The 17,800-nt window shown below is 47.0% G+C and carries 17 protein-coding genes; 9 read left to right on the top strand and 8 right to left on the bottom strand.

Features of this window, described 5'->3' with window-relative positions:
- Positions 1–7 precede the first annotated feature (7 nt).
- Positions 8–985, bottom strand: a complete 978-nt coding sequence (locus tag ACZND6_RS08015) for a tRNA dihydrouridine synthase (RefSeq protein WP_489524531.1) — start codon at positions 983–985, stop codon at positions 8–10.
- Positions 986–1,246: 261 nt separating this feature from the next.
- Here ACZND6_RS08015 and ACZND6_RS08010 point away from each other — a divergent pair, with 261 nt between their 5' ends.
- Positions 1,247–1,714, top strand: a complete 468-nt coding sequence (locus ACZND6_RS08010; RefSeq protein WP_293737656.1) for a hypothetical protein — start codon at positions 1,247–1,249, stop codon at positions 1,712–1,714.
- Positions 1,715–1,776: 62 nt separating this feature from the next.
- On the opposite strand, the gene ACZND6_RS08005 is transcribed toward ACZND6_RS08010, so the two are convergent.
- Together ACZND6_RS08005 and ACZND6_RS08000 are read right to left on the bottom strand one after the other, a co-directional pair.
- A complete protein-coding gene (locus ACZND6_RS08005) occupies positions 1,777–2,562 on the bottom strand; it encodes an FAD-binding protein (RefSeq protein ID WP_489524530.1) in 786 nt (261 codons plus the stop codon).
- Positions 2,555–3,541, bottom strand: coding sequence for an FAD-binding protein (locus ACZND6_RS08000; RefSeq protein WP_489524529.1), 987 nt, complete (start codon positions 3,539–3,541; stop codon positions 2,555–2,557). Before ACZND6_RS08000 ends, ACZND6_RS08005 begins: the two co-directional genes overlap by 8 nt.
- A gap of 594 nt (positions 3,542–4,135) precedes the next feature.
- Between ACZND6_RS08000 and ACZND6_RS07995 the strand changes: the two genes are divergently transcribed.
- The gene (locus ACZND6_RS07995; RefSeq protein WP_293737783.1) at positions 4,136–4,408 is read left to right on the top strand and encodes an AbrB/MazE/SpoVT family DNA-binding domain-containing protein; all 273 of its coding nucleotides are present in this window, start codon (positions 4,136–4,138) and stop codon (positions 4,406–4,408) included.
- A complete protein-coding gene (locus ACZND6_RS07990; protein ID WP_293737784.1) occupies positions 4,405–4,755 on the top strand; it encodes a type II toxin-antitoxin system PemK/MazF family toxin in 351 nt (116 codons plus the stop codon). Before ACZND6_RS07995 ends, ACZND6_RS07990 begins: the two co-directional genes overlap by 4 nt.
- Positions 4,756–4,953: 198 nt before the next feature.
- Here the strand turns inward: ACZND6_RS07990 and ACZND6_RS07985 are convergent, their stop codons facing one another.
- Positions 4,954–7,263 (bottom strand): heavy metal translocating P-type ATPase, encoded by a 2,310-nt coding sequence (locus tag ACZND6_RS07985; protein ID WP_489524533.1) that lies wholly within the window; start codon positions 7,261–7,263, stop codon positions 4,954–4,956.
- 471 nt (positions 7,264–7,734) lie between these two features.
- Here ACZND6_RS07985 and ACZND6_RS07980 point away from each other — a divergent pair, with 471 nt between their 5' ends.
- From ACZND6_RS07980 to fdhD, 4 genes are all read left to right on the top strand, one after another.
- Positions 7,735–8,130, top strand: coding sequence for a MerR family transcriptional regulator (locus tag ACZND6_RS07980; RefSeq protein ID WP_293737786.1), 396 nt, complete (start codon positions 7,735–7,737; stop codon positions 8,128–8,130).
- 20 nt (positions 8,131–8,150) lie between these two features.
- The gene (locus tag ACZND6_RS07975; protein WP_300876296.1) at positions 8,151–8,741 is read left to right on the top strand and encodes an exonuclease domain-containing protein; all 591 of its coding nucleotides are present in this window, start codon (positions 8,151–8,153) and stop codon (positions 8,739–8,741) included.
- Positions 8,742–8,820: 79 nt separating this feature from the next.
- A complete protein-coding gene (locus ACZND6_RS07970; protein ID WP_489524528.1) occupies positions 8,821–9,432 on the top strand; it encodes a LexA family protein in 612 nt (203 codons plus the stop codon).
- Positions 9,433–9,443: 11 nt separating this feature from the next.
- Positions 9,444–10,265 carry a formate dehydrogenase accessory sulfurtransferase FdhD gene (gene fdhD, locus ACZND6_RS07965; protein ID WP_293737789.1) on the top strand — a complete coding sequence of 274 codons (822 nt, stop codon included), beginning with the start codon at positions 9,444–9,446 and terminating at the stop codon, positions 10,263–10,265.
- A 37-nt stretch (positions 10,266–10,302) separates the two neighbouring features.
- On the opposite strand, the gene ACZND6_RS07960 is transcribed toward fdhD, so the two are convergent.
- Together ACZND6_RS07960 and ACZND6_RS07955 are read right to left on the bottom strand one after the other, a co-directional pair.
- Positions 10,303–11,232, bottom strand: coding sequence for a universal stress protein (locus ACZND6_RS07960; protein WP_293737790.1), 930 nt, complete (start codon positions 11,230–11,232; stop codon positions 10,303–10,305).
- 78 nt (positions 11,233–11,310) lie between these two features.
- Positions 11,311–12,501, bottom strand: coding sequence for a M20 metallopeptidase family protein (locus tag ACZND6_RS07955; protein WP_300876293.1), 1,191 nt, complete (start codon positions 12,499–12,501; stop codon positions 11,311–11,313).
- A gap of 339 nt (positions 12,502–12,840) precedes the next feature.
- Here ACZND6_RS07955 and ACZND6_RS07950 point away from each other — a divergent pair, with 339 nt between their 5' ends.
- Positions 12,841–13,263 (top strand): type IV secretion protein Rhs, encoded by a 423-nt coding sequence (locus tag ACZND6_RS07950; protein WP_489524527.1) that lies wholly within the window; start codon positions 12,841–12,843, stop codon positions 13,261–13,263.
- Positions 13,264–13,489: 226 nt separating this feature from the next.
- Complete coding sequence (locus ACZND6_RS07945) at positions 13,490–14,161, top strand: trimeric intracellular cation channel family protein (protein ID WP_293704043.1); 672 nt, start codon at positions 13,490–13,492, stop codon at positions 14,159–14,161.
- Between the two features lie 94 nt (positions 14,162–14,255).
- Here ACZND6_RS07945 and ACZND6_RS07940 read toward each other — a convergent pair whose 3' ends face one another.
- Positions 14,256–15,905, bottom strand: a complete 1,650-nt coding sequence (locus ACZND6_RS07940; protein ID WP_489524526.1) for an NAD-dependent malic enzyme — start codon at positions 15,903–15,905, stop codon at positions 14,256–14,258.
- 427 nt (positions 15,906–16,332) lie between these two features.
- On the bottom strand, positions 16,333–17,787 hold the full coding sequence (locus ACZND6_RS07935) for a DUF3482 domain-containing protein (protein ID WP_293737796.1): 1,455 nt from the start codon (positions 17,785–17,787) through the stop codon (positions 16,333–16,335).
- Positions 17,788–17,800: the final 13 nt, after the last annotated feature.

The raw sequence follows: 17,800 nt of genomic DNA, 5'->3' as shown, positions 1-17,800 counted from the left end.
GAGCCGGTTACAACGGCTTTTTCCAGCCGAAGCGGGCGTACGTCAAAAGACGACCCGCTTCAATTTCTTCAATGGCGGCTAAAAAGTCTTCTTCCGTCTTACTTTTAAAAATATTTTTAAAAGCTTTGGGATTTTCTTCAAAGAGATTGGCCTGGAAAAACCAAAATTCTTTCATGCGCATCATGGCATTTCGACGGTTCTGAAAAGCTTCCGTGTAAGCATCAAAAAGGGCTATGGTGAAATTTTTAATCTCTTCAAGGCTGGCTGCCGGACCGCCTTTATATTTACGGAAGAGAGCCGGATCGGCCATCAGTGCACGACCGACCATGAGCATTTTCGGCTCGCGGAAGGTCTTAGAGAAATCCGCCATGTCGGCCGTTGTGATCATGTCGCCGTTTACGCCCAGCGGGAAGGGGATTTCGTCGAGATGTTCCAGCAGCGCCTCTTTTCTGACTTCTCCTTTGTATTGATCTGTCTTCAAGCGCATGTGAACAATCAGAAGAGAAAGCGGATACTTCTTATATAAGTTCAGGATGTCTCCGAACTCTTCCGTGTTCGCCCAACCGAGCCTCGTCTTGATAGAAATCGGTACGGTGATCCCGGCACTGAAAATTTCATCTAGGAAACGTTCCAAGGCGTAAAGATTTCTTAAAAAGCCGGAACCTTTCCCTTTGGCCACAACGGTGCCGGAAGGACAGCCAAGATTAAGGTTGACTTCTTTGTAGCCTAAATCCTGGAGAGCTTTAGCGGCCCAAATAAAATCGGCAGAACGGTTGCTCAAGAGCTGAGGAACAACCGGAATACCGGCATTTACTTCAGGTGAAAGTTCCTTGAGGTGTCGATCCGTGAATTTGGGCTCAACGGTCGGGGTAATGAAGGGAATGTAATAAAGGTCAGTCCCGCCGAAATACTGATGGTGCAAACGACGAAACACGGCCGTCGTTAAACCTTCCATCGGAGCTGCTGCTAATAACTGACCATTCATCTCTTCAATCCTCACTCGAAGGCGTAATTTTAGTAGAGCCGATGAAAAAATCCTTGCAAAACAAGGTCTATTGAGTTTGAAAGTTTTCCTAAGCGCTTGACACTCCTGACGCCCGATGTCCGTATTTCATTTCTCAAAGAAAAAATTAGGTTAAATTTACATTTAGTTTCATTTATTAAGTACATATCTATTTTATTTTTTTTATATGGACAATATTATTATACGCATATCGAAATTCAATTAATTGTCAGGAGAAAGAAAATGACGATTACATTAAAGAAAAACAGTGTTGATGTCCGTGTCGAACTTCGCCGCAATGACAGCGATTTCATCGGAGATGACCGCGCTTACTACGCCTACTTTTTCAGCAAAGCCGGCTGCTTCGGCTCTGCTAAAGTGACAGAAAAGGAGGTTTTTCCGATCGACTGCGAATCCTTCACAACAAAAGAAAGAGAAAACTTCAAAGACGCCTTGGCTTCTCTGCAGCCCGACATTCTCAAGCTTGCTTCTTTCCTCAACAAGGAAAATGAGAATAAAGGGGACTTGGAAAGCACATTGGATCTTCAGTGGGCCTTGGCTAAAAGAGGCCGTCCGAGCTTAGACGATAAACCTCTGATTCGCACAACGATCATGCTGACGGAAGAAGATAAAGAAAAGCTTAAAGTCTTGGGCGGTTCTTCCTGGATTCGCAACCAGATCAGAATGGCTCGACTCGGCGAAATTCAATAAAAAAGCGACCTGAAGATCACTTGTAATAACCGGGGCCGGCAGAAATGCCGGCCTCAAGTTTTTTACTTGGCAGCCTGAGCAGCTTGAGCAGCCTGCTGACCGGCAATACGGCCGAAGACCATAATGTCGGTATAGGCATTTCCGCCTAAACGGTTTGTACCATGAGTGCAGCCCGTCACTTCACCAGCAGCATAAAGACCGGGAACGGGTTTACCGTTCTTATCGAGTGCTTCAGCTTTCGGATTGATGCGGACGCCGCCCATCGTGTGGTGAATCGAAGGAACAGCCTTGATGATGTAGTACTTGCCGGTCGACAAATCTTTCAGACCGCCGCGGTTGTGGAAGTCTAAGTCCTTGCCGCCGTCTTTAGCCATCTGGCTGACGCGATCAACAGTAGCTTTCAGATTGTCATACGGAATCTTGAAGAAATCAGCCACTTCTTTCAGGTTGTCAGCAGTGTGCATAACACCCTGTTTTGTAAAGGTTTCGTATTCTTCCGGATGAGCCTTAACGGTATTGGAGATCTTGCCAATATTGTCATTCCACAAGACATAGCAGTAAGAACCCGGCTGATTCAGAATAGCGTGAGAAATCACGTCGCGGCGCTGAAGTTCTTCAACAAAGCGTTTGCCTTCTTGGTTAATGAGAATAGCGCCGTCAAATCTTGCGTCGGCAATCAGCTCAACCACGCCGGAAATCGGATCGCAGATCGGATAGGTCTGGATGGACTGCATGTTGACCAATTCAGCGCCGGCTTTCTGGGCCATGTAGAGCGCTTCACCGGTAGTTCCCGGAGCGTCTGTAGTCTTGAAGCGTTCGTCTAAGCTCGGGTTGTATTTCTTAACCATGGCCGCGTTGGCACCAAAAACCGCCGGTTGCCAAAATAATGCCGCCCTTAGCGTAGAAGTCATACTTCTTGCCGTTGGATTCACAGCTCACACCGACGACGCGGCCATCCTTATTCTTGACCAGAGCAACAGCCTTCATACCGGTGACGACGGGAATCTTTTCTTTCTGAGCTAAAGCAGAAAGTTTTGTGATGTATTCGGTACCGGTCTGACCAACAGGAATCAGAGCGCGTTTAACAGAGTTTCCGCCGAACTGGAAGAGGTTATGCGGTTCATATTTGATACCGACGGTATTTTTCAGCCATTCGGCCGCGGGCAACGTACCGTGCGTCATGGTTTCGACAACAGCAGGGTCGCCCTTGTAGTCGCCGCCCTTGAGCGTATCTTGTGCATGCAGCTCAGGAGAATCTTTAATGCCGAGTTCTTTCTGAATCCAGCTTTGCGTCACATTCATTTCCGCGCCGGAAATCAAAGAATTGCCGCCGACTTGAGGCATCTTTTCCAGCAATATAACGGAAACGCCCAGGGCTTTAGCGGTTAAAGCGGCGGCAAAGCCTGCACCGCCGGCACCGACCACGACGACGTCATAATTACCTTCGGCAGGAATTGCGAATTGTGCTTTAACCGATTTTTTCCCAACTTTCTTCAAGGTGATTCCGGCTTTTTGTGCAGCGTCTTTAACGGCAGCAAGCAAACCGAGAGAAGAGTAGGTCGCACCGGCAATGACATCAAGGTAAGTAGAATCGGTCTTAACAATTTCGTCTTTAAGGTCGGTAAATCCTTTCTGAGACAAAACCGGATTTTCCTGTTGTTTAAGGATGTCAACATTCTTGATTTTGCCGTCTTCAAAAACAACTTTGACTTTGATTTCACCGTCTTTAGCGATACCCGAGCCTTCCTGAGTAATGGTCGCGGCCGTCGCTGTGGCGGAGAGGAATAGTGCAGCAAGAATAGCCGCGCTGAGCTTAACGATTCTCATAGATTCTTCTAGAGAAAATAAATGAAATCAACAGGATACCTTGCAAAAGCAGATAAAACCCCTGTTGACGGATGGTTTCATTTTAGACGCAAATCATTGGTACTTGTACTTAAGTGTTTCAACGGATCACAACTAATAACCCATTCAGATCGCTTTGCTTACTAACTGCTTGAATCACCTTCAAAAAAGAATCTTCCGTCGGAATCACCTCGAAAGCGTTTCTAGGATTAGCTTTGATTTTTCCTTTAATCCGGATGAAAAAACAGCCGCCTTCCAATTTAGATGGAAAAAGACCTGACAATGACTCGAAATTTACGTCCGTACCGTTACAACGGAATTGGGGTTTTCAAGTCGAGTTAGAAACTTGCTTCACCAGCTACGCTGCATCTTTTACCGGCATAACCTTTGACACCGACTTCAAATTTCCACGGATTGGTAATTGAGTGCCAATGAGATAAGTCGGTTTGTTCACAGTTTCTTTTGCCGCTGAAGAAGCGGCTTCTGCTTGGTGCGCAGGTTTCTTTTTCTCGAAAAATATATTGTTTCCTATCTGTATAATATTTGTTATCTAAAAATTATCTTTAGGAGAAAGATATGGCTTCTCTGACATTACGAAGAGTCGGGGGCTCGGTTGTTGCCACGATTCCTAAAACTTTGCTTGAGCTTTTGAATGCAAAAGAAGGCGATACTGTTGAATACACATTTGACGACGGCAAGCTGATTATTGAGTCCAGACAAAAGAGGCGCAGAACACTTCCGAAATATGATCTGAACCAACTGCTTGAAGAGCAGAAGCTCATTCAAGCAGAGCTGGATAAAGACAGAAGTTGGCTCCACGCAAAGCCCGCCGGGGGTGAGTTACTATGAGGACTTTTGATCGAGGCGATATTGTCTGGATTGACTTCGAGCCTTCTGTCGGTACCGAACAGAAGGGGACGCGCCCGGCCTTGGTTCTTTCTCCTAAAGAAGTGAACCGGGTGGTTGGGCATTTCATTTGTGTCCCGATTTCTCAAGGTGCAAACTTGAACCGCACTTTGGGTTTTACAGTTTCTTTGATCGGAACCGGCCTTAAGACACAAGGCGTCGTCATCAGCGATCAAATAAAAGCTGTCGATCCTGTGGAGCGCAACGCAAGATTCATTGAAACAGCTCCTCAATACATTATTGATGAAGTTCTTGGGAAACTTGCCGTAATTCTTGGCATAGACGAGTAAAGTCTTCATTACCCATTAGCCTCGGTGTTCCTGTTCCTGACGCAGAGTCGGAAAAGAAACAAGATTACGAAGACGACGAAGAAGAAACCGATACATAGAAAGAGGCCGACTTTGGTTAGAGACCGGCCTCTGCTAGATGCTCTTAATACGGCAATATTTCAGAAAGAGGGCTGTTGTTATTGAATTTGGCTTGTTGGCTTACCCTCTCCAGCGAAGCATTCTTAACCCGTTCGCCACAACAATGAGGCAGGTACCGGTATCCGCAAATACCGCCATCCACATCGTTCCGATGCCGGCAAGCGTCAGAACAAAGAAGATAAGCTTGATCGAAAGAGCAATCCCAATGTTTTCAACCAGCAGCTGGAACGTCTTCTTTGAGAGCCTTATGAATTCAGGAAGCTTGCGAAGATCGTCATCCATCAGGGCAACGTCAGCAGTTTCAATCGCGGTATCCGTTCCGGCAGCACCCATGGCAAATCCGATATCGGCACGAGCGAGAGCAGGGGCATCATTAATGCCGTCACCGACCATACCGATGACTTCGCGCTTAGCAATGCTGTCGACCAAAGATTGTTTATCTTCCGGAAGAAGATTTCCTTTCGCTCTATCCACGCCGACTTTATCGGCGATTTGGCGGGCAGCCTTTTCATTATCGCCGGTGAGCATAATAGTCTTAACGCCCAGACTCTTTAACTGACCGATAACTTCAGGTGCATTTTCCTTGATGCTGTCGGCAACACCGAAATAAGCCAGTACTTTCTTAGAAGAAGCAAATATCAATGGCGTGTAACCATGATCCGCCAGTTCGGACACTTTGGCGCGAACCGCAGGCCCGTTCAAGTAGAACTTATCGAGGCCTTTGATGTTGCCGAGGTAGTATTCGGTCCCGTCGATTTCACCGATGACGCCTTGACCCGGAGCAGCATAGAAGCCATGGACTTCTTTTTGTGCAGTCGGTTTCTGCTGAGCGGAATACTCAGAGACGGCTTTACTAACCGGATGGTCATTGCGAATAGCCAAAGCCGTTGCAAGATCAAGGATTTCCTCATCGGTCAGACCGGCACCGGCATTCTCGAAGGTAATGACAGCGGGTTTGCCTTTCGTCAAAGTACCGGTTTTATCAAAAGCGATGCTCTGTAAGTTTCTGCCTTTTTCAAGATAGACACCGCCCTTAATCAAAATTCCGCGGCGAGCAGCGGTAGCCAAACCGGAAACAATCGTTACCGGAGTAGAAATCACGAGAGCGCAAGGGCAGGCAATAACCAAGAGTGTCAGGCCTTTATACAGCCAGTCCAGCCACTCTCCGCCCATGAACAGAGGAGGAATCACCGCAGTCAGAATGGCAATAAGAAATACTGTCGGCGTATAGACCTTAGCGAAGCTGTCCACAAAACGCTGAGTCGGAGCGCGAGAGCTTTGCGCCGATTCAATGGCGGAAATGATTCGAGCAGGCATCGAATTATCAACGTCGGATTCTGCGCGATAGGTAATCGTGCCGTTCTTATTAATAGTGCCTGCAAAGACCAGGTCTTCCGGCTTCTTCTCGACCGGCATCGACTCGCCGGTAATCGGAGACTGGTCAATCGAAGTCTGACCGGAAAGCACGACACCGTCCACGGGCAGACGTTCTCCAGGAACCACACGAACGACCTCTCCGATTTTGATGTCTTTGGCAGGAACTTCAATAAACGTTCCGTCTCTCTCTACTCGAGCTGTTTGAGGGGCCAGAGAGAGAAGGCTGCGAATTGCGCCGCGAGCGCGGTCCAAAGAAAGCTGTTCAATCGCTTCCGAGAGTTCAAACAGAACCATGACCATTGCAGCTTCAGGCCAAGACCCGATCAAAACCGCGCCTGTGACCGCAACTGCCATCAAGGCATTCATGTTGAAATTCAGGTTGCGGACCGCGATGAATCCTTTCTTGTAAGTTCCCAAGCCGACTAACGCAATGGCAGCGACTGCAAGCGCAATGGAAAGCCATTCGGGCATGCTGAAGTACTCACAGGCTTCGGAGCCCGCTGCAATCACAATACCGAGAATGTATTTCCACCAGGCAATCTTGGTCGGTTTGAATTCGGAGAGTTTCAGCTTTTCATGGGCCTCAAGAACTTCCGGGGTGTAATCGAGAGATTTGATTGCAGCAACAATCTCCGGAAGCATTCCTTTCGGGTAAGAAACCGTAAGAACACGATTCATTAAATTGAACTGCAGGCCGCTCACGCCTTTCATGCCGTTAAGTTTTTTGCGAATCAGACCTTCCTCAGTCGGGCAGTCCATCTGTTGGATTCGAATCTGAGTCGTCTCTTTGCCTTCGTTGGTGCGCATCTTAAGTTTCAGATTATTCGCGTCAAAAGCCTGCTTGATCGCCGGAAGAGCCTCCGGTGTATGAATAATCTTCAAGCCGTCCGGATTTAAACCGACGTCCTTAACACCTGCAATCGCACCGAGGGTAGAGAAGAGCAGACGGTATTGAGAAGGATCAACGCCGGAAACATCCCAATCGGTGTCCATGCTGTTTTCGACATGTTCATGATCATGACCGCAGCAGCAGTGATCATGGTCATGATGATGTCCTTCTTCATGAGTGTGACCATGTTCACAGCAGTGGTCATGGCCTTTCCCCCCGTGGCCATGACAGCACTTTTCATGCTTTTCGTCATGGTCATGGCCGCAGCAGCACTGATGATCTTCTTCAAGATCCTCATGCTCGCAGCCGCAATGGTCTTCTTCGTAATGAGCACAACCGCAGGACTTTTTTGCATCGTTATGCTCGTGTTGATGACAGCAGCATCCGTGTTCATGTTCGTGAGGAATCGATGTTTCGCTCACTTGAGAAACGGCTTTCTTGCCTTCTTCGGAAGGGGAAGCTGTTTTGTTGTCAGAGTTTGTTAACGACATGATTTTTCATACTCGTTTTGTTAATATACCGACATTAAAAACCCTGAAGTAACTTCAAGGTCAAGCGATTTTTTATAGGTGTTTATGCGGATAAGTGAATTAGCAAAGAAAGCAGGCTGCACTGTGGAATCTATTCGTTTCTACGAGAATCACGATCTCATTCCCCGTCCTCCCAGAACGGAGTCGAATTATCGTGTTTACGGTCCTGCCCATCTTTCCCGTTTGCTCTTTATTCGACACTGCCGATCTTTGGATCTCTCTTTAAATGAGATTAAGACGCTGGCAGATGTGGTTGAAAACAGCGAGAAGGGTGAGCTCATTCGGGCACACACCATCGTGGAGGAACATCTGAAAGCGATCGATCAAAAGATTGAGGATTTGAATCATCTTCGCGATCAGCTAAACAGCCTCCATAGCCGCTGCCATGGCGAAGACCATGATCACGGCCGCTGCGGATTAATTGAAGAACTCACAAAATAATAAGAACCAAAGAAATACGTATGGATCAATATAAAGAAGGCCAATTCCGCATGGATTTTGAAAACACCGGAAGAGCCAACCGCAAACGAAGAATTTTCCTGGATACCGAAACCACAGGTATGAGCCGCACTACGGACCGAATCGTGGAAGTCTGCGCGATTGAAGTGGATGAAGCTTTCAACGAGATTGATAGCTTTCATGCATTTATTAACCCTCAGAGAAAAGTGCCATGGTTTGTCACTCGCATTCATGGATTAAACAATGAGTTTTTGGATGACAAACCGATTTTTTCCGATATCGGAAGAGACCTTCTTCTCTTTTTAGAAGGGAGTGAACTCTGGGCGCATAACATGTCGTTTGATGCCGGAATGCTTAATGCCGAATTTGCACGCAATCGTTTGCCGACATTAGAAAAAGTGGATTGCCGACTGAACTGCACACTGCAACTTGCCAGAAGCACATTTCCGGGACAAAAGAATTCTTTGGACGCCTTGTTGGACAGGTTTGCTATCGATCGCTCGGAGAGAAGACTGCACGGAGCAATGATAGACACTCGTTTATTGGTAAAGGTATACCAAAATTTAGTAAGCTACCGAACCAAAACTAGCTAGTTTTACAAAATAAATTAGCATTTGTTCGAATAATTGTCTAATATGTAGATTGCCTGATTTGAAAACAGGACACTACATTATGAAAGAATCTCCTACCACAGTAACAAAAAAACAGGGTTGGGGCGGCAGACGAGCTGGTTCGGGCAGGAAGCCCGGCCCTTACGCGGGCACTTCCAAAGTTACCACGATCGTTTTGACCGCAGCTCTGATAGAAAAATTGCATAAGCTCGGAGGTTCTTCCTGGGTTAGGGAACAGATCATCAAAAGCAAGGACGATTTGCTTCCGGAAGAAAAACCCCAATCTCTTGCTTCTCTGACCTCTATTGGTTCTTATTTCAATTCTACGGAAGAAGATCCCCTTTCCGCCTGTTTAGTTCGAAATCCTGAAGAAACTGTCTTTTGCATTGCAGAGGACGATACAATGAAAAATTCCGGTATCGACTACGGCGATCTTTTGATCGTGGATCGTTCTGCAGATCCGCAAAACGGTTCAATGGTCGTCGTACATACGACTGACGGTTATTCCATCAGAAAATTTTTACCCGCATCCGAAGTTCCACAGGGTGAATCGAATCTATTCGTCAGCCCTGACAGCAACTGGCGGCTGTTGGGTGTCATCGTTTTCGTGGTTAAAAATATTCAAGGCGCAGTCGACGCTCTTGCGATCAAAGAAGAAACGGCTGCCGTCTGAATTTTGAAGTTATGGCAACAGAAGAAGATCTGCCCGTTGTTTTGCCTCCGACTTATACGAGGCAAAAAGTTTATCGCTGGCCTTCCGGCGAAACCGTCGATGATGCGGTCGCCGACGAAGTTCCGATTTCCATTACTTATAACGGCATCTCTCATGTCGTCATGATGGCTTCTCCCGATTTGCTGGAAGAATTTGCCGTCGGCTTTTCCTTGTCGGAAAGAATTATTCCCGACATTTCTCACATTTATGACATCCAGGTCAAAGAAGGGTGCGGCAACGGTTTAGTTGTCGAAATGGAAATTTCTCCGCGCTGCTTCTTCAAACTCAAAGAGCACAGACGTTCCATGGTCGGCCGCACAGGCTGCGGAATCTGCGGAGTAGAAAGTCTGAAGGATGTTGAGTTAAAACCTGAACCACTGAAACATACCTATCAGTTTGACATGAACTTCTACCAACCTGCGATGAAGTACTTCGAGCAAGTACAAAAAGTCGGGCAGGTTACCGGAAGCACTCATGCGATGCTGGCTTTCACTCCGGACGGTGGTTTTTTAGGCGGAACCGAAGATGTGGGTCGTCACGTTGCTCTGGACAAACTTATCGGAATGAGGGCGATGAAAAAATGGGGACCGACAGTGGTTTTTCTGAGTTCCCGAGCTTCCTACGAAATGGTGCAAAAAGCGGCAGTGATCGGAATCGAAATTCTTTTTGCGATTTCCGCACCGACGAATCGAGCACTCCGTTTAGCTAAAGAATGCGATCTGACGTTGTGCGCATTCTGCCGAGACAATCGAGCAAATATCTACAACGCTCCGGAAAGACTGCTGAATCTCTAAAAATTTAAGCCGCGCATCGCGCGGCTTTTTCAATTAATTATTCTTCTTTGGACAGATCTCGAAGAAGCGTCGGATCATCGTGATGCACCAGCAGCATCGGCAGCTTGGTCTGCGAGGCTACCGACATCGTCACGGATCCTAACATCATGATTCTTAAAGAACTTCCGCCATGTGTACCCATCACCATTAAGCTTAGGTTATGTTCCTGAGCATACATAGAAATTTGTGCAGCCGGATCTCCGGTAAGCAGGGCTTCAACTACTTCATGACCCTTTTCTTGCATGTACTTTTCAAAAGGTCTTGCGATTTTGAAGAAAGGGTCTCTTTGTTCTTTTTCAAATTCTTCGGAAGAAAGAGCAGGGGCTCCGAAGGCGCTGACTTCCGGAATTAATAATCCGTTCTGAGGAGACGCCACATTAATTAAATGGAAGCGGGCGTCTTTGGCAAACAAAGGAAGACGGCGTTTAATAAAAGTCAGAACAGCGGGAGAGTATTCGGAACCGTCCAAGCAGACGCCGACTTCGGTACGACCGGGTTTCTGATAGAACTTGTGGCGGATGACCAGAAGCGGAATCGAGGTTCTCGCCAAAACCGAAGAAGTTTTTGAGCCGAGCAAAATTCCTTTTACCGGAGTATGGCCGTGGGAACCCATAACGATCAGCGTCGCCGGAATTTCCTGAGCATATTCGACAATTCGGTTTGTCGCCTTTCCGTAGGCGACTTTCATTTTGACTTTATAACCCGCGGCTTCCAAGGCTTTTTTAGCCGGCTTCAAAATTTTCTTTGCGGCTTCATCCAAGATTTCTTCGGGATTGGGTAACTTGGAAGCAAGTTCGGAGGGAAGTTTTTTTTGAACGTTCAACAGATAGACAGTATCGGTTTTCGCTCTGAGCGAAGAGTGTTCACAGATATATTCAATTGCTCTGTCGCTGTAAATACTACCGTCAATCGGTAAAAGAACTTTCATAACATCCCCCGAGGGTTATTTTGTTAATTTCGATTTTAGTTTTGTTTTGTGACCGCCGTATGACGGTCAGCTGCTCGCCTACGAAGCGGCTCTATTCAGCGCGATTGTAAGAAGACAAGCTGCTCCGGTCGCAATCGCTTTGTCATTGAAATCGAATTCAGGATTATGAACGGAAGCGTTGTGTGTTTCGTCCTGAACGCCGAGTCTGAACAAACATCCCGGTTTTGCCTGAAGCATAAATGAAAAATCTTCACCGCCGGCACGGCGAATCATCAGTTTGACTTTGTCCTGACCCAGCGCTTCTCCGAGAAGTGCTTTTGCTTTTTCGACATGTTCGGGAGAGTTGAACATTGCGGGATAAAGTTTGGTGTATTCCAATTTACCCTGCATGTCATTTGAAAGTGCAGTACCGTCAACGATCTGCTGCATTCTTTGAATGATGATATCTTGAACTTCCTTTTCAAAAGAGCGAGTCGTTCCGACAATCGTTGCTGTCTTTTGCACAACGCTGGATCCTTTTTCATTTCCGCAGCTGATGCATCCGGCAGAAACAACCGCGGTCTGATTCGGATCCACACTACGGGAGACGATGGTCTGGAGAGAAAGGACGCATTCACATGCAGCAACTAAAGGATCTTTTGTTAAATGAGGGCGAGATCCATGACCGCCGACACCGGTAAATGTAATTTTGAAAATATCCGCATTTGCCGTCGCAAAACCCGGAATAAATCCGACGCAGCCAACCGGAAGCATCGGTTCAGCGTGAAGGGCATAAAATTCGTCAATTCCGAATTTCTGGACTAAACCGTCTTCAATCATGTAGCGGCCGCCGGCGAAACCTTCTTCTCCCGGTTGAAAAATGGCGACTAATCTTCCGGCGAAATCTCTGTGCTGATTAATATAGTGAACCGCTGCGAGCAGGGTGCCAACATGACCGTCATGTCCGCAGGCATGCATCGTCATCGGAACTTTACTGCTCCATTCGACACCGGTTTTTTCTTCCAAGGGAAGTGCATCGGAATCGGCACGAAGTCCGATCGTTTTCCCCGGACGGCTACCTTCAATAACGGCAACGACTCCCGTGACGTTTGCGCCGCCGACAAAAGTTGAAATTTCTTTAATCCCGAAAGACTTTAGGGCTTCTACAATTTTTTCCTGAGTTTTCGGAAGATAAAGACCGATTTCCGGCTCTTCGTGAATGCAATGACGAAACTGAGCACCGAATTTAGCACTTTCTTCCAGTTGGGATGGTTTGATAATGATGGACATGAAAACTTCTCCTTGATTTTGATTTGTAACTATTCTAATCGGAGAAATCTCTCGTCTTTCAAGACCGGTTCCAAAAATTTTGCTGACAAAATAAAATTTTCTTTATTTTTGATAGAGATTTTCTACTCAGGTCTCTTATCTCAAACCAAGGAGCGGGTTTCTATGTAGAAAACAAACAGTAACGTTTCTTACATGTCGGATACGAAGGGCTCTCTTCTAGGACTTAATTTTTATTATTATGGAAAGAGATCGAGGCAAATTCGATCGGTAAAATTAAAAACAAAATATCCCATAAAACAAAGTAAATGAGGGGCATTACCCTCTTTTTGGAGGAGAGAAATGGATACTAAAGCTTATTTGTATCGAAGAGAAGCCATCAAACGATGGACGCTTCTTTTCATAATTTCGCTTTTTTCCATGTTTGTTCTCGGCACGTATGCTATTGCCGCTGAAAGATATTACGACGACAGCGGAAGATACAAGGGGCGAATGAACGACTCCGGAAGAATGTACGATAAAAACGGAAGATACCAAGGCCGAGTTTCAGAAGACGGACGCTTTTATGACAACAGCGGTCGTTATCAGGGAAGGCAAAGCTCCGATGGTCGGTACTACGACAAAAGCGGAAGATACCAAGGTCGAATGACAGAAGACGGCCGCGGTTACAACAAACAAGGTCAATATCAGGGTCGGATCTCCGAAAACGGAAGAATGTACGATAAAAGCGGAAGATATCAAGGCCGCATTCAAAACAACGACTAAAAATTCAGCAAAAATGAGGTCCTCCGGGGCCTTATTTTTTTATCCTCAAGTTCTAGGATTACACGATTAATTTTATTTTTAACGGTCAAATTCGCGTTGTTAAGCAGGCTAACAATTTAGCTGTAACATTTGCTTGTCACTTATTGATTTTTAATGGTTTTTACCGAGTGCAGAGATCTTTTTTTTAATCTAATGTCGCAAAATAATTTTTTAGAAGATTCCTAACATGGAAATGGACGTCAGAGCGCTCAACGCGCTCATTCCCGTATTTGACTTTGTCGGCATTGTCGCTTTCGCACTTTCCGGTGTGTTCGAAGGCATCAAAAGAAGAATTGATCCGGTCGGCGTTTTTATCGTCGCTTTTTCGACGGCATTCGGCGGAGGGATGCTCCGTGATATTTTGATTGACCGCCGGCCGTTTTACTGGATTGATCACGAAGCGTATGTCGTTGCCACTTTTGTCATCTGCATGGCGGCACCGTTTATTTATAAATTTTTCCAGAGAACGAAACACGCCCATGACTGGTATATCTTTGCAGATGCCATCGGTCTCGGAATTTTCTGTATTTCCGGAACGTCACTTTCATTGGCAGCTGGAGTGCCTTGGTTATCTTCCGTCATCATCGGATGTATCACGGGTGTGTTTGGCGGCTTGATGAGAGACTGCTTCTTAAATCAGATGCCGGCTGTTGTTGCCGACCGTCAGCCTTATGCGGTTGTGGGTTTCATCGGATGCTGGTTCTACATCATGCTGTTAGAGCTGAAAGTTCCGGTTGATGCTGCACTTTGGGCAGGTTTCATTTTCATTACCGCTCTTCGTATGGCTTGTGTCTCGTTTAAGTGGAAGATTTCTTACTTTCTCAAAGAAGAACAAGAAAAAACCGCTCAAGAAAAATAATCTATCCGGCCTGCATCAGCAGGCCGTTTTTTCAGGTAAAAAAATCCTCCGGTGTTTTTCGCATCGGAGGATTCTTGTTAATCAGGACGAACGATTATTCCTGAACGAAGTGAGCATGTTTCGGATCCCACATGGCATCATTAACGGCCTTCTTCAGATCGGCAGGTTTTTCAATTCCGGCCAAGTTGTTGTCGAAGATGTAACCGGCAACTGCTACACCGATTTCTGCAGAAATTTCACGAACTTCTGAAAGTGCAGGATACAGGCTGCCGCGTTCCAGATCTTCAGGTTTGACCATGTCAGCCAACACCTTGGCTGCCACCAAGAAGACATCATTCGGAATCAGTTTGGCACGGGCGAAAATAGCGCCGAGTCCGATTCCCGGGAATACATAGTGGTTGTTGCCCTGACGGGGAACAAAGGTTTTTCCTTTGTATTCAACAGGGTTAAACGGAGAACCGCATGCAAACAAGCAGCGTCCGTCTGTGTACTTGTATGCTTCTTCTGCTGTACATTCGGCCTTCGAAGTCGGGTTGGAGAGGGCAAAGATGATCGGACGTTCGTTGATCTTCGCCATTTCTTCCAGGCATTCTTTCGTGAAGGCGCCGCCCTGAGCAGATACACCGATAATTGCAGTCGGCTGAATTTCACGGATCGCATCCAGGAATGTTTCAGCCGGAGCATCTTCAGCGGCAAACGGCAGTTTGGCCGAAGTCAGCGGGGCAGTGCGCTTCTTGGTTACGAGTCCTTTGGAATCAAACAGTTTGATGCGAGCCAGAGCTTCTTCTCTAGTCAAACCTTCTTCAACCATCGCGTCGGCGATTAAGTGTGCAATACCGGTAGCTGCGGAACCGGCACCCAGGAACAAGACTTTCTGATCCTTGAGCTGCTGCTTGAGGGCACGCATGGCAGAGAACATACCGGTCACAACAACCGATGCCGTTCCCTGAATATCGTCATTGAAGCAGGGGACTTTATCCTTGTACTGATCCAAAAGATCATAGGCGTGACTGTTATGGAAGTCTTCGAACTGAATCACAACATTGGGCCAGCGTTCTCTGACGGCGTCCACAAATTCAGCAATCAAAGCGTCGTATTCCGGTCCGGTAACACGCTTCTGGCGAAGGCCCATGTAAAGCGGATCGTTCAGAAGTTCTTCGTTGTTCGTACCGACGTCGATGCAGACAGGAAGTGTCTTCTGGGGGTTAACACCTGCGCAGGCAGTGTAAAGAGCCAGTTTACCGACAGGAATACCCATGCCGTTAACGCCCAAGTCACCTAAACCGAGAATGCGCTGTCCGTCTGTCACAACAATGATGTCAACATCTTTGTGCGGAACGTTGGCAACCAGCTGACGAACACGACCTTTATCTTCAGTGGAAACATAAAGACCGCGGGCATAGCGGAAGATGTGGCTGTACTGCAGACAGGCCTGACCCACCGTCGGGGTATAAACAATCGGAAGGAACTGATCGATGTAGCGAACCAGCAATTCAAAATACAAAGTTTCATCGGAAGCGTGTGCGCCTTCGAGAACAATATATTTGTTGATCGGTTTTTCGTATGTGTCGATGATGCCTTTAAGGCGAGTCACTTGTTCGTCGAAAGTAGACACTCTCGGAGGAAGAAGACCTCTTAAACCCAGCTCGTCGCGTTCTTCTTCAGTAAAAGCACTGCTCTTATTGAACCAGGGATTTCTTAAAAGGTTAACACCCCTCAATGTTGTGTCTTTAATATCCGTCATTTGTCATCCTTTATTCTGCACTTCATTGTGCGCTTGTGAATAACCGCATTATCCATGAACACCTTCGTGCGTGCACGAAGTTTCAAAAAAAGAAGTCAGACTTCCTTTCCAACATTCGACAAGATTGCCTTACATGCAGAGTTATCGAATACCGAGCTTTTCTGCCGCTCGAACGAGAAAAAAGAAAAGATACTCTCTTTAATCCCGCGTTCTCTTAGGTCACTTTTAAAAAACGCCTCTTAACGTACTTATTTCTACCGGGCTCGGTCCTTAGAGACACGAATAAATTTTATCACGCAGACTCGGGCCTCCATACGTTCCAAGGTTCAGAGTCATTGCCTGCAGAACACAACATTTTTCGTATTCTGCAGAAAATTATCCACTTGAAATTCCGCTCTGCACCCAAAATGCAGAGCGGAATTTGAGGTCAGATCGTGACGCCGTAGAGGCTCTTGAAGATATCTCTCAAGGTCTTATCTAAAATCTTTGTGTACTCGCCGCGAAGCTGATCAGCATCTGCTGCCTTTTCTTTCAGAGCCTTGAAATCGATGTTTTGAGCTTTAATCGCCTGTTCGGCCAGCGTTTTCCAAAATGCCGGAGATTCGCTGTCTTCCCATTGGCCTCTGCCGCGCCCGAAGTGCGCAACAGCCAAATACAGAAGAACGGTATCCAGCAGGAAACCTTCCATCGAAGCCGGAGACCATGTGATGATATTTTCCTTATGGCCTTTTTGAACGTTGTAGGCGGCAGCCGCACCGGCGCCGCCCAACGCTCCGACAATCGCACCGCCCAAGGCACCGAGCCCCAGAGTAGCACCGCCGGTTGCAATATCAGCGGCAATTCCGCTGACCGCACCGCCGGCTACGGCGCCGAGCAGGGAGGCTGCTTTCGGATCAATCGTTGCCTGAGTTTCCCAGTCACTGCGCATACGGCGCAGAATTTCTGCCTTTGTTCCGCTGCCTTCCAGCCCATTAATATTAATAAGGCGCTGCGTCAGGGTGCAGAGCCAATCAGCCGCTCGGGTGGACAAGGCGACTTGAGCATCTTCCATCGCACCGTGAAGGTCTTTCTTGATAAAACCCAAAGAGCGTCCGATCGAACGGAGGCGTTCAATCAATGACTGACTGGCTAAGACTTCCTTATCGTTGGAAACCTTAACCATATAAGCAGCCATGGCTTCCAAAGAAGAAGAATAGAGCGCCTGCTTCTGACGAATCCAAGTCGCATGCAAAGAGGCAAAAGTCGGTTTGTCCGCGTCCGTCAAACACAGCTCAATCTCTTTCCAAAGTTCGTATTCCTGAACCCAGCAGCGGGCAAAAGCGTCCATCGGCATCACGGCTTTCACAAAAGCATAAGGCTTCAAATAGTCACGCCAAAGCTCGACTTCTGCCTTTTCTTCTTCCGGAGGACGAGCTTCACCCATCTGATTTAAGAGAACGATCACCGGTTTGTTTACCCAGGCAAGAATATCCATTTCCGCCTTGACGTAGGGCACGGCTTCCGGTGATTCACTGGCGTTCACTAAATAAAGAATCACCAGAGATTTGTCCCGCACATGTTTAATCGCCTGCTGATTCAGCCAAAGAGATTTATCCGTCAGGCGATCCCAGATTTCGCTCGTAAACCAGCCGATCGGATTGCTTCGGGCTTTGAGGCGTTCGGCCAAACGGACACTGTCTCCGAATCCCGGAGTATCCCAAAGAATAAGCTCGGAATCATCCGGCGCTCTTAATAAAACATAATCTTCCGGTTCGGTGGTGACGTGAGAGCGGTCACCGACTTCCCCGATATCTCTGCCCAATAAAGTACGGGCCAAAGTAGTTTTGCCGACGTTGGTATGGCTGACTAATGAAAGATTAATTTTTTGAGGATCTTTATTCATCTCAAGGAAACGT

It is taken from the genome of Parasutterella sp., assembly GCF_057870745.1.
Note: the sequence above shows the minus strand (reverse complement) of the source record. Positions and strands in the feature narration are given on the sequence as shown.

Excerpts from the sequence above, each read along its gene's own strand:
- ACZND6_RS07935 (WP_293737796.1), bottom strand. The coding sequence starts at position 17,787 with ATGAATAAAGATCCTCAAAAAATTAATCTTTCATTAGTCAGCCATACC.
- ACZND6_RS07960 (WP_293737790.1), bottom strand. The coding sequence starts at position 11,232 with ATGAAAGTTCTTTTACCGATTGACGGTAGTATTTACAGCGACAGAGCA.
- ACZND6_RS07975 (WP_300876296.1), top strand. The coding sequence starts at position 8,151 with ATGGATCAATATAAAGAAGGCCAATTCCGCATGGATTTTGAAAACACC.
- ACZND6_RS08005 (WP_489524530.1), bottom strand. The coding sequence starts at position 2,562 with ATGGTTAAGAAATACAACCCGAGCTTAGACGAACGCTTCAAGACTACA.
- fdhD (WP_293737789.1), top strand. The coding sequence starts at position 9,444 with ATGGCAACAGAAGAAGATCTGCCCGTTGTTTTGCCTCCGACTTATACG.
- ACZND6_RS08015 (WP_489524531.1), bottom strand. The coding sequence starts at position 985 with ATGAATGGTCAGTTATTAGCAGCAGCTCCGATGGAAGGTTTAACGACG.
- ACZND6_RS07985 (WP_489524533.1), bottom strand. The coding sequence starts at position 7,263 with ATGGACACCGATTGGGATGTTTCCGGCGTTGATCCTTCTCAATACCGT.
- ACZND6_RS08010 (WP_293737656.1), top strand. The coding sequence starts at position 1,247 with ATGACGATTACATTAAAGAAAAACAGTGTTGATGTCCGTGTCGAACTT.
- ACZND6_RS07955 (WP_300876293.1), bottom strand. The coding sequence starts at position 12,501 with ATGTCCATCATTATCAAACCATCCCAACTGGAAGAAAGTGCTAAATTC.
- ACZND6_RS08000 (WP_489524529.1), bottom strand. The coding sequence starts at position 3,541 with ATGAGAATCGTTAAGCTCAGCGCGGCTATTCTTGCTGCACTATTCCTC.
- ACZND6_RS07990 (WP_293737784.1), top strand. The coding sequence starts at position 4,405 with ATGAGGACTTTTGATCGAGGCGATATTGTCTGGATTGACTTCGAGCCT.
- ACZND6_RS07970 (WP_489524528.1), top strand. The coding sequence starts at position 8,821 with ATGAAAGAATCTCCTACCACAGTAACAAAAAAACAGGGTTGGGGCGGC.
- ACZND6_RS07945 (WP_293704043.1), top strand. The coding sequence starts at position 13,490 with ATGGAAATGGACGTCAGAGCGCTCAACGCGCTCATTCCCGTATTTGAC.
- ACZND6_RS07950 (WP_489524527.1), top strand. The coding sequence starts at position 12,841 with ATGGATACTAAAGCTTATTTGTATCGAAGAGAAGCCATCAAACGATGG.
- ACZND6_RS07995 (WP_293737783.1), top strand. The coding sequence starts at position 4,136 with ATGGCTTCTCTGACATTACGAAGAGTCGGGGGCTCGGTTGTTGCCACG.
- ACZND6_RS07940 (WP_489524526.1), bottom strand. The coding sequence starts at position 15,905 with ATGACGGATATTAAAGACACAACATTGAGGGGTGTTAACCTTTTAAGA.
- ACZND6_RS07980 (WP_293737786.1), top strand. The coding sequence starts at position 7,735 with ATGCGGATAAGTGAATTAGCAAAGAAAGCAGGCTGCACTGTGGAATCT.